Here is a 14459-nt window from a genome sequence, read left to right as displayed (position 1 = left end):
CCGGCATTGTTATTCGATGAGCTTGGAGAACATCTGTCCACTACGATTCCACTTATGACCACTTTCCCGCAACTCATTTCGCTTCTGGCAACACGTCCATCCCCGCAAATGACGATCTATTCGCAAGAACGCGTTGAGTTCAACGGACCGGTCATTGCCCGCTGGTTCGCGAAGGTCGCCAATCTTCTGGGAAGCGACCTTGCTCCGAACCTGTTTGATGGCCCCTTTGGCTTCGAAACTCCCTCGACCGTCTCTTCTGACTCCAACAATGAGACGCGCCAAACACTGTGCCTCGCCGTGGGCCCGTGGCAGAAGCTCACGTGGAGCGTTCCCGCGCTTGCTATGGGATTGAAGCTCTGCAGTGATTCAGCAACGCTAGGTGTTTCCGACATCCTTGTGACAGATTCGGTTGACGAGGCCTCACGCGACGCGCTGAAGCGCGGCGCGTGGGTGTTAGCCCAACCAAGCACCTACCTCACGTTTTCGTGGAATGGAGAGCCCCTGCCTGATGGAGTGCTCGATGCACTCATGGAGGTCGGCGCTCAAAGCGACGCACTCGAAGTACCCATTCCACAGCGGGCACCCACATCCGTTGAAGAAGCGTGTGGCATCACCCACCCGCTTCCACCAGACACCGCGTCTTCTGAATCGCAACGCATTGCCCTTTATCAGTTGGATCATTGCGCCCCCATCGCAGTCACGCACTGGTTAACTGGGCGCAGCCTCGTACTTATTGATCCGAAACTGTATTCCGAGCAAGAGGCACAACGAATCGCTCAGTCAGAAGGCGCATCGCTCCTTCACGACGGCGCGCACTGAACGCGACCGAACAATCGGCGACTACCACACGCCCAATACGTGTGCGAGCGCCAGCTGGAAACCTTCACGAGGCTTGCGTCGAATCTGACGCCAACGACGAGCGAACTTCAGACGACCAGAAACAGACGTGTCCTCAAGCTCGCCGATCAGTGAGCTCAGATCCGCCATCACCTGATCGTCGTATCGTGCCACCTGACGCACAGCACGCGCGACCGCCAAAAACTGACCACGATAGAAACCGCTACGCAGACGCGCAAAACGGTCGGCATACGCTCCCAATCCCCTATTCGCGCCCTGCACATTCGCTTCATGCTGACGATAATCCAGGGTCGGCGTCGCACTCACAATCCACTTGGCACCAATCGCACGCGAAATCGCATACACGTACCAATCGTGGACCCCGATGGCAGAGTAGTCCAAAAGCTCTAGAGCATCACGAAGTTTTTCATGGAATTCCGGCGTAAAAACATAGGTCGACCCCGGTCCGGCAGCCTCAAAAATGTGGTCCCACCGTTGCATGGCACCCGCTTTATCAATCAGAGTCTTCTTCCCCGACTGATCGAAGCTCGTGACATTCGAGGATGTCACATCCGCATGTTCAGCTTCAAGAATCGCAATCTGTCTGGACAACTTATCCAGATGCCACACATCATCTTGATCCGTAAACGCAACATACGAACCATCCGGACGATGCGTCATGAACAGATGAAGGAAATTCCCCGTCACACCCGGCGTACCGTCGCGAGGCGGAAGAAGGCGAATACGTCGATCCTGACCAGCGCGCTGTGCAACGTGTTCAACAGTGCCGTCTGTTGACCCGTCATCAGAAACGAGCAACGTTACGTCGACTCCCCTCTGATCAAGGATTGAATCGATCTGTTCGTCAATCCACGTCCGACCGTTGTAGGTCGCCATTAAGACCGTGACGCGCGGGTTTTCACCCAACGCGCCACGTGCGTGGCTATCCACGAATCAGTGACCTTCAGCCGCGTACTTCGCTTCGACGGCTTCCTTCAGCGGCGCCCACCATGCTTCGTTATCGGTGTACCACTTGATCGTGTCGGCAAGACCCGAGCGGAAGTCCGTAAAGTGGGGCTCCCACCCAAGTTCTTCGCGGAGCTTCGTGTTATCGATCGCGTAGCGCAGGTCGTGGCCAGGGCGATCGGCGACATGATCGAAATCGTCTGCCGGGTAGCCCATCAGTTCGTTCAGGATCGTGACAACATCATGGTTGTTCGTTTCACCGTCAGCGCCGATCAGGTATGTTTCGCCGATACGACCCTTCATCAGGATGTCCCAGACCGCCGTGTTGTGGTCGCGAACATGGATCCAGTCGCGAACGTTCAGACCATCGCCGTACAGGCGCGGACGGACACCGCGCAGACGGTTCGTGACCATGCGAGGAATGAACTTCTCGATGTGCTGGTAGGGACCGTAGTTGTTCGAGCAGTTCGAAATCGTTGCTTCCACACCGAACGAACGCACCCACGCGCGAACCAGATGGTCCGAGCCGGCCTTCGATGCCGAGTAGGGCGACGAGGGGTTGTAGGGAGTGGTCGGCGTGAACTTAGCGGGATCGTCCAGTTCCAGATCGCCGTAGACCTCGTCGGTTGAAATGTGGTGGAAACGAACCTTGTGGCGTCGGACTGCTTCAAGCAGGGTGAACGTACCAACCAGGTTCGTCTGAATGAACGGCGACGGATCGTTCAGAGAGTTGTCATTGTGCGACTCGGCAGCAAAGTGCACGACAGCATCAGCTTTCGCAACGACTGAATCGACAAGATCAGCATCCGCAATGTCGCCTTCAATGACGCTCAGACGTTTCGCCATGTCCTCGGACACGTCGGTCAACGAGCCACGGTTGCCTGCGTAGGTGAACGCATCAAGAACAACAACATCCACATCCGGATGGTCTTCAAGAAGAGTGTGGACAAAGTTGGCTCCGATGAAACCAGCACCACCAGTAACGACGATTCGCACGATGAACTCCTAACGAATAAACAGTTATAGGCAATTATGCCGTACGAGGACAGTGAATGAACCTCAGACGCACCATCAATAGGAAAGAGAAGCCGAGGGAGGCACATTTCTTGATGCCGTGCCTGCGAGTAAAAGAAGCCCCGGCCCCGCGGGGAGAAACACGCCCTCCCCTGATCCCCATCAGCAAGATGTGCATCTCAGGAATCAAAGCTCCGCAGAAGATCACGACCGAACGCCCAGATACCCCGCGAATACTTCGAGTAGTTGCCTTTAGACGCCTCCCCCATAAGCGATGGGATCCGAGAAAGATGCCCTTTGGGCATGAGTGAACGAGCCTGCTGATGCTTCACAGCTTCTTCAAGGCGGTGTCGTTGTTCGGCTGTGCCACGCTGTGTTGTATTGACGAAGTGGGATGCGCTGAGGGCTCGCGTCAAGCGCCGCGCATCATCATCAGAGTCTGCTGAAATCTTGCGTTTGATCTGAACAAATAACGGTTCTTTTTTCGCGCCGATTTGGTTGTTCTCATGCTGGCGATAGTCCGTCAGAGCTTCTGGAAGAAGAACCAGCTGACAATCGAAAGCGGCAATGAACCCAAGCCACTCGTCGTGGATCCAGCCGTCAGGAACCGGCATAATACTGCGCGCGAATTCCCCCTTCACCGCAGCCGTTGCGCCCGTAACAAGGTTCCGCTTGAGTAGTACCGCGAGCGCATCGCCATCGACGAGGTTCCGTTTCTCCCACGCGCTGACGTTGAGCTCTTCAAGAAGCGCCGATCCCTTTGGATTCCCCTCAGCGTCGACAAGGCGGGCATCAGAATGAACGAGCTCTTTGTCGTCAAGAGTTTCAACTAGTTTCTCAACTTTGTCCTGATGCCAGACATCATCCTGATCGCACAAAATAATGACGTCACCGGTCGTCGCGCTGATTGCATCAGCAAAGTTACTCCTGACGCCAAGGCCGGGATTATGACGCCGGACCATGAGGTCGATGTTTGTTCCAGCAACACGCTCTTCAACAATCTGAACTGTGTTGTCACTAGAAGCGTCATCGCCCAGAACAATTTCATCCACCGGCATGGATTGAGCCAGAATCGACTCAATCTGCTGAGCGATAAATCGTTCGCCGTTATACGTACACAGGGCGACGCTGATGCGCGGAGAATCAATCATTGAAAGTAATTGTTGGCATCATCGCAATCGGCCCCGTACCTGCATAAGGCCCAGCAACGATCAAGTCCCACGCGTTGTGGCGATGATTGATGGTCCTCCCAAGTCCATCTGCAATCCCCGCATGAAGGCGATACATTCCATCCCCAAGAGGAAGATTAGGAATCGAGAATGTGACTCGATTCTGACCCGTAACTGAAGGCATCACCGATTTTGAGGCATTGGTATCAAATGTAAACAAGTGCTGACCAAGATTGGTCTCGAATGTAATACCAACCAGCCAGTCATCCATTTTCTCTTCAGTGGTGAAAACCATCTGGACTTTCATATCATCGCCAGTATTCAGGCGATGAACACGATTACCGTGTGCGTCCTCAATATAAACATCATCGAGACGGACTTTGCCAAACAAGTAATCTGAAGGATCGCTTTCCTTCTGTTCCCTATCGGCAAGCTCAAATGCTTCACGAAGAGCATGAACTGCTTCTTGCGTATTACCGTCAAAAACAACGTGTCCATGATCGAGAACAACACCGCGGTCACAGACCGCATTCACTTGATCTGCTGAGTGCGAGACAAGAAGAATCGTTCGTCCTTCACGTTGAAATTCGGAAATCTTATCCATGCACTTTCGTTGGAATGGCTCATCACCAACCGCAAGGACTTCATCAACAAGAAGAATGTCCGGATCCGAGTGAACCGCAACTGCAAAGGCTAGGCGCACATACATTCCGGAGGAATAGAACTTCACCTGAGTGTCGATGAAGCGTTCGATTCCAGAAAAGGCAACGATCTCATCGAACTGTCGTTCAGTCTCCACGCGAGTCATGCCAAGAACTGATGCATTGAGAAAGACGTTCTCTCTACCAGTTAAATCCTGATGGAAGCCAGCTCCAAGCTCAAGTAAAGCCGCCATGCGCCCACGTGTAGTCACCGTTCCTATCGTCGGACGAATGATCGAGCCCATGATTTTAAGCAGTGTAGATTTACCAGAACCGTTGTGTCCCATCAGACCGACTGTTTGATTCATTGGGATCGACAAAGAAACGTCTTCCAACGCATTAAACTCTTCGATATGAGCTTTTGAAGAATGGACGACTCGATCCTTTATCGACATATCTCGATGGATCTTAAAAGATTTTGACACATTATCTACACGGATAACATCTGGATAAGTCTTAGCCATTATCACAGCTCCTGTGCGAAGTTACCTTCGAGACGCACAAACACGCGGTGCGCTCCGAAAAGAAGAAGAATTCCGACAATCAAAGCAATTGTCATGCGGAGAATCATATGAGTGGGATAGGGAGCATCGACTCCTGCCGCCCACATTGTCCTTTGGAACCCAAGAATTGCTAGGGTAATTGGATTAGCCAGGTACAGTTCAAGAATCCATCCGGAAACTGTGTTTGCTACGAAAGAATAGGAATAGACAATAGGGGAAGCCCAGAATCCTAGAAATGTAATCACTTCAATCAGATGTTGAACATCACGCAAGTAAACATTTATTGCTGAGAGAAATAAGCCTCCAGCCAAGCCGTAAACGATAAGGAGAAGAAGGGCTAGCGGAAAGAATACGAGTAAATGCAGATGCGGGAATTGAAAAGTACATACGACAGCAATCAGGAGGATGATGAACTGAGTTAAGAAGTTAACAAGCGCATTTCCTGCAACAGATAGTGGGAATACCTCACGTGGAAGGTAAACCTTCTTTACAAGCCCGGAATTTGCGACAATTGATCCGGTTCCTCCATTAATGATGTCAGCGAATAGCGTCCATGCTGTCAACCCGGAGAAGACGAAGATAGCAAACTGCGGGATACCTCGCGCTGCTCCAAGAAAATGACCAATAACGATGAAGTAGATCAGCAATTGTGCCAGTGGCTTCACTAGCGACCAGGCAAAACCGAAAGTTGAGTCCTTGTATTTTGCTTTAAGCTCTCGTCTGACAAGGTAACCGAACAGTTCTCGACGTCGCCACAGATCTCGGACAGCCGTCCGCGTACCTTTGATAATTCCCGTCTTGTCCCCGAGCTCTTTAAGAGGTTCTTGAACCAGGCGTGCTTCCCGATCAGCAACGATCTTGTCGAGTGTTTCTGGTGTCATCCCTGATAATTCGGCTCCTGATTCAGAGGGGCTATGAAACTCTGAGTTCGCTCTTGTAGTCACTTCACTCTCCCCCTCATTCTCCATAGCGCTTCAACGCTGAACGCACTCCTCGACGTACGCCTCGCCAGCGCTGGACATGATAGGCCGGGTTCACAAGCAATCCGTGAAGCTTGCGTTTGGTTGTAACCTCGCGATCACGAACTAAACGAACAGCATCCCGAAGCACTCCACCAACAACAAGCTTTGCGACTGTAGGAATCGACGGAAGGGCTACATCAATCCCGACTTCGCGAAGGCCCTGCGTTTCTTCGAACATACGATCGTCGTATTCTAAGATCGTCATCTCGTTAGAGTGCCAAACGACAGCTCGCGGAGCGTACGCCTTAATATAGCCAGCATCAATGACATCTCGGCCAAGCAACTGATCCTCGGCATACGAAACATCGCGGTAAGGAATCTCGCCTGTGAGAACTGAACGACGAGCTGCCGAATTCACGTCGGAATAGAAGGTCACCGCATTACGCACGCCCTCGTCCTGAATGAAATCATCGTCGTAGAACAAGGTTGTACCGTGCATCGGCCCAAAACTGGCAAAGGTGTTTTTCACGTCGTAGCGCAGCAATGGGAATGCATCTGCACGAGGCACTTGAGAACCCATAACTGCAACAATGCGCTCGCTAATATCAAAGGGAGCAGTGATCTCATGAAGCCAGCGATCAGATGCTGGAGTCGCATCGTGAGTCAGGTAGACAACATAGCGCCCCTTAGCCAAGTGGGCACCAAGGTTGCGTGTTTTTCCATGACCAAACTCGCTATTCGGGATCTGATGAAGCCTGACCCACGGATTCTTCGCGATGATGTCGAGCGTCGAGTCTGTGGATCCCGAATCAATGACGAGCGTTTCAAACGTGCCACCATAGCGCTGAGCATGAACCGCATTAAGAATTTCCTCAAGGTGTTGCTCACCGTTATAGGTCAGAATGACGACTGTTGCGTCGAATTCATATTCTTTTTCAGAAGCCATGTTCACAAATCTCCTGCCACGTACGTTGAATACCGACCTCAAGTTCAGTCATTTCGAACGGTCCGAACTCGTTTTGGATGCGTGTCGTGTCAAGAACGCTACCGTGGACATAGGTGCTGGGAACGTCACGGTATTCGATAACAGGATGCCTACCCGTCACGTTGACCATCGCGTCGACAAGTTCGTTCACCGTAGTGCCACGTCCCGAACCAACGTTGTATACCGGCTGGCTTGGGCCCGTCGAAATCATCGTAGCGACGATATTCGCGAAATCTTTGACATAGATGTAGTCACGGAACATCGTTCCGTCTCCCATCACTGTCAGAGGCTTATTGTTCAGAATATTCCTCAAGAAAATCGGAATAATTCCCTGGCGCTTATGCGGGTTTTGACGAGTCCCATACGGGTTCGAAATACGGAAACTCGTTGAACGCAAACCATATTTCCGTTCAAAGAAACGCATGTAGTTTTCGATGGCAAGCTTTCCAATGCCATAGGGAGAAACTGGAAGCGTCAGATCCTCTTCGGAAAAGTTTTCTTGATCGCGGTCTCCGTAGATCGTGCCACCTGAAGAAGCAAAGTAGACATGCTCAACTCCCTCGTCAGCACAGATCTGGAACAACTCAACCGAGCCAAGAATGTTCGTGCGAATATCCACGATCGGGTCATTTTCTGCTGTTGCAGGATCCGTCGTCGACAGCATGTGAACAACAATCTGCTTGCCGCGAACCGCCCGTCGAAGATCAGCTATGTTCAGAAAATTTCCATCAACGATATCAACGCCTTCCGAGGCCCAATGGGTAGTCCCCGAAAACATGTCGAATACGGTGACACGATGCTCACGCACTACGAGAGCATCCACGAGGTGGGATCCAAGAAAACCGTTTCCGCCAATGACGAGAATGTTAGCCACGCATTGCCTCCTCGAAGGCGGTGACAAATTGAGCCCCCGCATCGTCCCATGAGAAATCCGAAACGGACGAGGCTGCCTCGCAAGATTTTTCAATCTGCTGAGAATCATCGAGAATTTCAACGATTCTATGCGCCAATGCCTTTGGCGACAGTGGCGTGTATGCGATATGCGGATTAGCTGAAACCAGACGGTTATTCTCTGCGTCATTGACGACCGGGATCGTTCCACACGAAAGCAATTCAAGTGGGAGCAACGACATGTTCGTCAGTGACATCACCAGAGCGGCCGCACATTTGTTGTAGAGAGGACTCAAATCACTGATACTCATCGCACCATGATCGATAAAGTCGAATGGCACATCCCAACCACCGAGAGGCCATCCTGCCATGTGAATCGTTGTTAGAGGACGTAGCCGTTTCACTTCAGCAAGAGTCATGACCCCCAGCTCAAACCCTCGACGAGCCGTCACTGGTCGCGCATAGAAGAACACATCTGATCGGCGCTGTTCATTCGTTCGCTTATAGAGTGAAAAATCTGCCGCAAAATCGAAGGGATGTGTTTTCATTCCGTAGTCAGTGGAAAGCTTCTTTGCAAGCCAGCGTCCAGCAGTGAAAGCTTCAAAGCCAAAGCGGTACGTATTTTCGGCAAGCACGGATTCGGAGCCAACAGAGTAGAACGACGGCTCGAAGTCCTGCACAAAGTAGTATCTGCGCGCATTCGAACGGTCGAGGTACGAGGGGTATGCCGTCTCCCAACCGGTGGAGAAGATCGCGTCGACTTCTTCGCCGACTCCAGCCGATGGCGAATACACCTCGATTGAAGCATTCAACTGAGGATAAGCAACCGAATCACGAAGTATCTTTTGGATGCCCTTGATGTTGATCGGCAGGGGGTTAGAGGAATAGAGAAAGATCTTGACCGTATGTCCGGCTTGTTCCAAGAAAGAAAGGAAACGGAATATATTCTGGTGTCCACCTGAATGCTCTCCGGGGGGAGACATAATCCAGGCAGTCGTAAATGGGCCGTCTCCGACCGATCGAGGCTCTTGTTTCCACTGCGGAGCTACTGTCCAGTCAGCAACCGCCGCGTCCTCGAACTTCACCAACGAAGCATTCCTTCGTCCGCTGAGCCCACCCGCATTTTTGGGAGAGGATAAGTGAGTGCCCACTCCAAGGAAGAGGCGCCCTACTGTCAGTCGTGCGCCGTTACGTTTGTAATACGAGGCGCCCAGCTTTGAATAGTTCGCGAGCTTCTTCATTCCATTCATACGCGTCAGTGTATATGTCCGAGGCCTTGATACAGGGCAGTACATACACAGGTCTGCCAGTTCCCCATCACACGACGTTGACGGGAAACTGACAGATCAGATCACTTCAACAGGTCCAGCAGGTACTGCCCGTAACCGGACTTCACCAGCGGTTCAGCGCGCTGACGCAGTCCTTCATCATCAATGAAGCCCATACGCCAAGCCACTTCTTCAGGAGCTCCAACCTTCATCCCCTGGCGTGCTTCCACTGTACGAACGAAGTTCGTTGCATCAGCAAGGGAATCAAATGTTCCAGTATCGAGCCAAGCAGTACCTCGAGGGAGAACCTCAACTTGAAGCTTTCCTGCTTCAAGGTAAACCTTGTTCACATCCGTGATTTCGTATTCACCGCGTACGGAAGGCTTGAGATTCTTCGCGATCTCTACGACGTTATTGTCGTAGAAGTACAGACCGGGAACCGCATAGTTCGACTTCGGATGAGCAGGCTTTTCTTCAATAGAAATTGCGGTGTAGTTATCATCGAATTCAACGACACCGTACGCGGTTGGATCTGCCACATGGTAGGCGAACACTGCACCACCATCAGGATCCACATGACGGCGAAGCTTCGTGCCCATACCGGGACCGTAGAAGATGTTGTCACCAAGAACGAGAGCCGCGGGGTCAGTTCCAACATGATCAGCACCAAGGACAAATGCCTGGGCAAGTCCGTTCGGCACTTCTTGAACGGCATACGAGATATTGACACCAAGCTGCGAACCGTCGCCCAGCAGGCGGTGGAAAGCTTCGGCATCATGTGGTGTCGTAATGACAAGGACGTCTTGGATACCTGCAAGCATCAGCGTTGACAACGGATAGTAGATCATCGGTTTGTCATACACCGGAACAAGTTGTTTTGACGTTCCCAATGTAATCGGATTCAGTCGGGTTCCTGATCCGCCGGCAAGAATAATGCCTTTCATCGTTCCTCCGCAGGTTGAGTGCGCGCACTGGTCGACTTACTTGTGCACCTTGACGCTCATTATGCCAAGACTTTTTCTCATGTTGCGCATCACACTCACACATGTACCAGAGTGCAACTGAGGAATATCACCGTCTGCTTCACCGATAAACAGCCCCCTATCACCTAAACTCGTTCCAGTACTAGTTTCCACTCAGCGCCAGCCATGGATGTAGGAGCACGATTCACGATGACGACAGCGACAGGAAAAGCTCTTGGCATTGAAGAAACCCCTATTCCTGGCTTCCTACGCATTGATCTCACCGTGCATGGAGACAACCGTGGCTGGTTTAAAGAAAACTGGCAACGAGAGAAGATGCTTGCTCTTGGGTTACCTGACTTTGGCCCCGTGCAGAACAACATTTCTTTCAACGATGAAGTTGGCGTAACACGCGGTATTCACGCTGAGCCGTGGGACAAGTTTGTTTCGGTCGCAACCGGCCGAGTCTTCGGCGCGTGGGTAGATCTGCGCGAAGGCCCTTCGTTCGGAACGGTTTACACGACTGAAATTGACCCCTCGGTTGCAGTCTTCGTTCCTAGAGGCGTGGGCAATTCATACCAGACTTTGGAACCAAATACCGCATACACCTATCTGGTGAATGACCACTGGTCTGCCGACGCACAATACACCTTCTTGAACCTCGACGATGAAACTGTCGCAATTGATTGGCCAATTCCGTTGGAGGACGCGATTCTGTCCGATAAGGACAAAGCTCATCCCAAACTCGCAGATGTTATTCCTTTCCCTTCCCCGGATACGCGACGTGTTTTGGTAACCGGAGCAAATGGTCAGCTTGGACGCGAACTCCTCAAGCAACTCCCCGAAGCTGGGTACAACGTGACGGGTGTCGATCTTCCAGAATTTGATATTGCTGACGATGCCGCCATGGACGCGCTCGACTGGTCGCAATACGACATCATTATCAATGCAGCAGCGTGGACAAACGTCGACGGAGCAGAGACACCTGAAGGACGCCCGCTTGCTTGGCGAGCCAATGCCCATGGACCTGCGAATCTCTCTCGAATCGCAAGCAAACACCACTTGACGGTGGTGCATATTTCTTCCGAATATATCTTCGACGGTTCAGTGGAATTTCACACGGAGACCGAGAATCCAAGCCCTCTAGGCGTGTATGGTCAGTCGAAAGCTGGCGGCGATGCAGCAATTGTCACCACTCCCCAGCACTACTTGGTTCGGACCAGCTGGGTTGTTGGCGATGGAAAGAACTTCATTAAGACGATGAAGGGTCTTGCTGATGAAGGTGTTAATCCCACCGTTGTCAACGACCAAAAAGGGCGTCTTACCTTTACTACCGACCTAGCAGCTGGCATCATTCACCTTCTTTCAACTAACGCCGAATACGGAACATACAACCTTTCTGGTGGAGGTCCCGTTGTCTCGTGGTGTGACATCGCGAAACGAGTTTTCGAATTAGTCGGCCGTTCAGCAGACGACGTTACCCCCGTAACAACCGTTGAGTATTACGCAGGAAAAGAACAGATTGCTCCCCGTCCTCTCAACTCGACGCTTGATTTGACGAAGCTTGAACAGACAGGCTTCACACCACGAAACTCGATGCAGGTTCTTACAAAGACTCTCAGCTGAGAGCAACTTACCCGTTATGACCGCCCTGGATACCAAACCAAGCGAAGGCACTCGCACCATCATGAACATGAAACTGTATCGGGATGCTTCTGAGGCGCCACTGTGGGTACGAACTATTCTTTTGGCTCTTATCTTTACGGCGCTCTCAGCGCTCGTCGGTTATCGCTATATTTCGGAGCATAGTGCGATCTCCCCGCAAGACGAGTACGTATATATCGACGCTGTTGATAAAGCAATGCACGGCGAAGTTACTCGTCAATACTCTGAAACGGACGAATACGCGCGTTCGCTCATTACATGCGTAGGCATCGAGATTTACGGCCCGCAAGGTCCTGCCTGTGGTGACACCAATGCGCCCTCTGAAGATTATCCCTTTAAAGGCTATTCAACCGCTTCAGTTCACTCACCTCTCTATTTCTTTATCACTGCTTTCTTGACGAAGATTCTTCTCTTCCTCGCCCCCGGCAAGCAGATGTATTTGTTAGCCAAGTTCACCGGTACTCTGTGGCTCGGGCTGGGATTAACTGCGACATGGCGCCTTGCACGATACCTTGGCGGTTCACGCCTTATCACAGCATCAGTGACCGCCCTTATGCTTGCAAGTCCCGCGATCAGGTGGGCGAACTTCTATGTCACCCCTGACTCGTTCAGTTTGCTCGCAGGTTCATTCATCTTCTTATCTACGCTGAAAATGGTCCGCAAAGAATGGACTTCGATTCCCCTCATCGTTGCTTCGATTTTTTTTGGTCTGATTAAGTTCCAGATGCTCTTTGCAACGGGTGCAGCACTGCTGTTTATCCTCATCTATTTCATACGCGTTAAAGAGGAACGTTCTTCACTCAAGCGACCAATTCTTCTTGCATTATTGGCCCTACTTTTGGGCCTTGTCGCTCAATTTGCTTACCAGCATTACAGGAGCCTCACTGCAATCCACATCAGAGAAGATTATTCAATCGATGCCCATGTTCCCTTCTCGCCGACTTTTGCGGTCGAGCAACTAGATAATTTCCTTACCTACCTTTACATGGGCCCTGTATCACTCAATGGAGGCTTACTCAGCGCAGTCGGGCTCCCTTATGCTTTCACAACGTTATCTTCCTTGCTTCTAGTTTCAGGTCTCGTTGGAGCAGCTCTCTTCGCTGTTAACACTGAAGTACTTAACCAATCATTCGCGCTTGCCCTATTGTTGGCCTCAATCTTCGTAGCCCCCGCGTTCTACATCTACCTGAACCTCACAATGGGTGTTGGGTTTGACCTTGCTCCGCGATATGGTGCCGCTCTTCTACCGGCTCTTGCGATAGGTCTACCCGTGACAGTAAAGTCCAAGAGTTCTTCGGTTCTAGTGGCAGTATTCGCCGTGTTTGCACTCGCGTTTGCTCTGATTGCAAACAGTATTGTCTAGGTCGATACATCCACTATGCACTCGACACCGATGAACAGAAAGTAACAGATAATGGCTGAAGCAAAATCACGAATCTTGGTCATCGTTCCGGCATGGAACGAAGAAGCAGTCATCGGACCTGTGCTTGAAGAACTTCGTAGCGAAGTCGGCTCGATGGCTGATATAGCTGTTGTCTCTGACGGCTCCGGCGATCGCACAGCAGCAATTGCCAAAGAACACGGCGCGATAGTTCTTGATCTGCCAATCAACCTCGGTGTCGGAGGAGCGATGAGGACAGGTTATTCCTATGCTCAACGCAACAACTACGACTATGCTGTTCAGCTCGATGCAGACGGGCAACACGACCCCAAGGAGATCTCGAATCTCTTGGCATCCGCGAAGAAAACGGATGCCGATGTTGTGATCGGCGCACGCTTCGCAGGAAAAGGCGACTACACCGTTCGAGGCCCCCGTCATTGGGCAATGAAAGTTCTCTCCACAATCCTTTCGAGAGTATGCGAAACAAAATTGACTGACACAACGTCGGGCTTCAAACTAAGCAACCGAAAAGCTATCGCTTTGTTTGCACGGAACTATCCGGCTGAGTACCTGGGTGACACAATCGAAGCACTTGTCATCGCAAAACGTCACGGTTTATCGATTCGGCAGGTCCCCGTAGAAATGCGTCCCCGTGCTGGAGGAGAACCCTCACATAATCCTCTTAAAGCTGCTCGATTCCTGATTCGCGCGTTCATTGCACTGTCCGTTGCCTTGACACGCCCCTCTGTTGGCTGACGAGTGAGAGAAACTGGAGATCAGAAATGACATCAACATACTGGCTCGGCATCCTTTTCGCGCTCGTCATCTTTTACGCAATCTTCATCAAGATGCGCAATGCTGGAATGAAGGAACGCTACGCGACGTGGTGGTTCGTCATTGCAATCGGGGTATTGATCGTTTCCTTGTTCCCGAAGGCCCTGAGCTTTGTTGCTCACTTCTTGGGAGTTCAGGTTCCTTTGAACCTCGCTCTAGTAACCGGCGCGGTCGTTTTTATGCTTCTTACGCTCCGAATGAGTGTTGATCTTTCCCATGCCAGCGAAGAACGACGAAAGCTCACTGAAGAAATCGCAATCCTCAACTACGAGCTCGACATCATTAAATCCCAGCAAGCTGGAAAGCAATCAGATCACTAAA

Annotated in this window: 14 protein-coding genes; 5 read left to right on the top strand and 9 right to left on the bottom strand. The window is 51.4% G+C overall.

The features are described 5' to 3' along the window. Window positions 1-54 precede the first annotated feature (54 nt). Window positions 55-819, top strand: coding sequence for a hypothetical protein (locus tag QP442_RS04225; protein ID WP_179369795.1), 765 nt, complete (start codon window positions 55-57; stop codon window positions 817-819). Between the two features lie 21 nt (window positions 820-840). Here QP442_RS04225 and QP442_RS04220 read toward each other — a convergent pair whose 3' ends face one another. From QP442_RS04220 to rfbA, 9 genes are all read right to left on the bottom strand, one after another. Next, window positions 841-1788 carry a glycosyltransferase gene (locus QP442_RS04220; RefSeq protein WP_103631985.1) on the bottom strand — a complete coding sequence of 316 codons (948 nt, stop codon included), beginning with the start codon at window positions 1786-1788 and terminating at the stop codon, window positions 841-843. A 3-nt stretch (window positions 1789-1791) separates the two neighbouring features. After that, complete coding sequence (rfbB, locus tag QP442_RS04215) at window positions 1792-2799, bottom strand: dTDP-glucose 4,6-dehydratase (protein ID WP_103631986.1); 1008 nt, start codon at window positions 2797-2799, stop codon at window positions 1792-1794. Between the two features lie 197 nt (window positions 2800-2996). Continuing rightward, on the bottom strand, window positions 2997-3968 hold the full coding sequence (locus QP442_RS04210; RefSeq protein ID WP_103631987.1) for a glycosyltransferase family 2 protein: 972 nt from the start codon (window positions 3966-3968) through the stop codon (window positions 2997-2999). Next, window positions 3961-5151, bottom strand: coding sequence for an ABC transporter ATP-binding protein (locus QP442_RS04205; RefSeq protein WP_006681341.1), 1191 nt, complete (start codon window positions 5149-5151; stop codon window positions 3961-3963). Before QP442_RS04205 ends, QP442_RS04210 begins: the two co-directional genes overlap by 8 nt. A gap of 2 nt (window positions 5152-5153) precedes the next feature. Beyond that, a complete protein-coding gene (locus tag QP442_RS04200; protein ID WP_219810862.1) occupies window positions 5154-6134 on the bottom strand; it encodes an ABC transporter permease in 981 nt (326 codons plus the stop codon). Window positions 6135-6147: 13 nt separating this feature from the next. Then, window positions 6148-7098: a glycosyltransferase family 2 protein gene (locus QP442_RS04195; protein WP_006681343.1), complete on the bottom strand. Its 951-nt coding sequence runs from the start codon at window positions 7096-7098 to the stop codon at window positions 6148-6150. Further along, entirely contained in the window at window positions 7088-8011 is a 924-nt protein-coding gene (locus tag QP442_RS04190) for an NAD-dependent epimerase/dehydratase family protein (protein ID WP_006681344.1), read from the bottom strand. The genes QP442_RS04195 and QP442_RS04190 overlap by 11 nt, the downstream gene beginning before the upstream one ends. Further along, window positions 8004-9278 (bottom strand): rhamnosyltransferase WsaF family glycosyltransferase, encoded by a 1275-nt coding sequence (locus tag QP442_RS04185; RefSeq protein ID WP_103631988.1) that lies wholly within the window; start codon window positions 9276-9278, stop codon window positions 8004-8006. The genes QP442_RS04190 and QP442_RS04185 overlap by 8 nt, the downstream gene beginning before the upstream one ends. A gap of 101 nt (window positions 9279-9379) precedes the next feature. Further along, window positions 9380-10240: a glucose-1-phosphate thymidylyltransferase RfbA gene (gene rfbA / locus QP442_RS04180; protein WP_103631989.1), complete on the bottom strand. Its 861-nt coding sequence runs from the start codon at window positions 10238-10240 to the stop codon at window positions 9380-9382. Between the two features lie 228 nt (window positions 10241-10468). Here rfbA and QP442_RS04175 point away from each other — a divergent pair, with 228 nt between their 5' ends. Genes QP442_RS04175 through QP442_RS04160 form a run of 4 tightly spaced genes read left to right on the top strand, consistent with a single transcriptional unit; the run spans window position 10469 to window position 14458 of the window. Continuing rightward, on the top strand, window positions 10469-11884 hold the full coding sequence (locus QP442_RS04175; protein WP_103631990.1) for a sugar nucleotide-binding protein: 1416 nt from the start codon (window positions 10469-10471) through the stop codon (window positions 11882-11884). A gap of 16 nt (window positions 11885-11900) precedes the next feature. Further along, window positions 11901-13286 carry a hypothetical protein gene (locus QP442_RS04170; RefSeq protein WP_006681348.1) on the top strand — a complete coding sequence of 462 codons (1386 nt, stop codon included), beginning with the start codon at window positions 11901-11903 and terminating at the stop codon, window positions 13284-13286. Window positions 13287-13337: 51 nt separating this feature from the next. Next, window positions 13338-14060: a glycosyltransferase family 2 protein gene (locus tag QP442_RS04165; protein ID WP_006681349.1), complete on the top strand. Its 723-nt coding sequence runs from the start codon at window positions 13338-13340 to the stop codon at window positions 14058-14060. A gap of 26 nt (window positions 14061-14086) precedes the next feature. After that, on the top strand, window positions 14087-14458 hold the full coding sequence (locus QP442_RS04160; RefSeq protein WP_103631991.1) for a DUF2304 domain-containing protein: 372 nt from the start codon (window positions 14087-14089) through the stop codon (window positions 14456-14458). Window position 14459 lies beyond the last annotated feature (1 nt).

It is taken from the genome of Pauljensenia sp. UMB1177, from assembly GCF_030217965.1.
GTDB lineage: Bacteria > Actinomycetota > Actinomycetes > Actinomycetales > Actinomycetaceae > Pauljensenia > Pauljensenia turicensis_A.
This window is presented reverse-complemented; position numbering and strand designations above follow the sequence as displayed.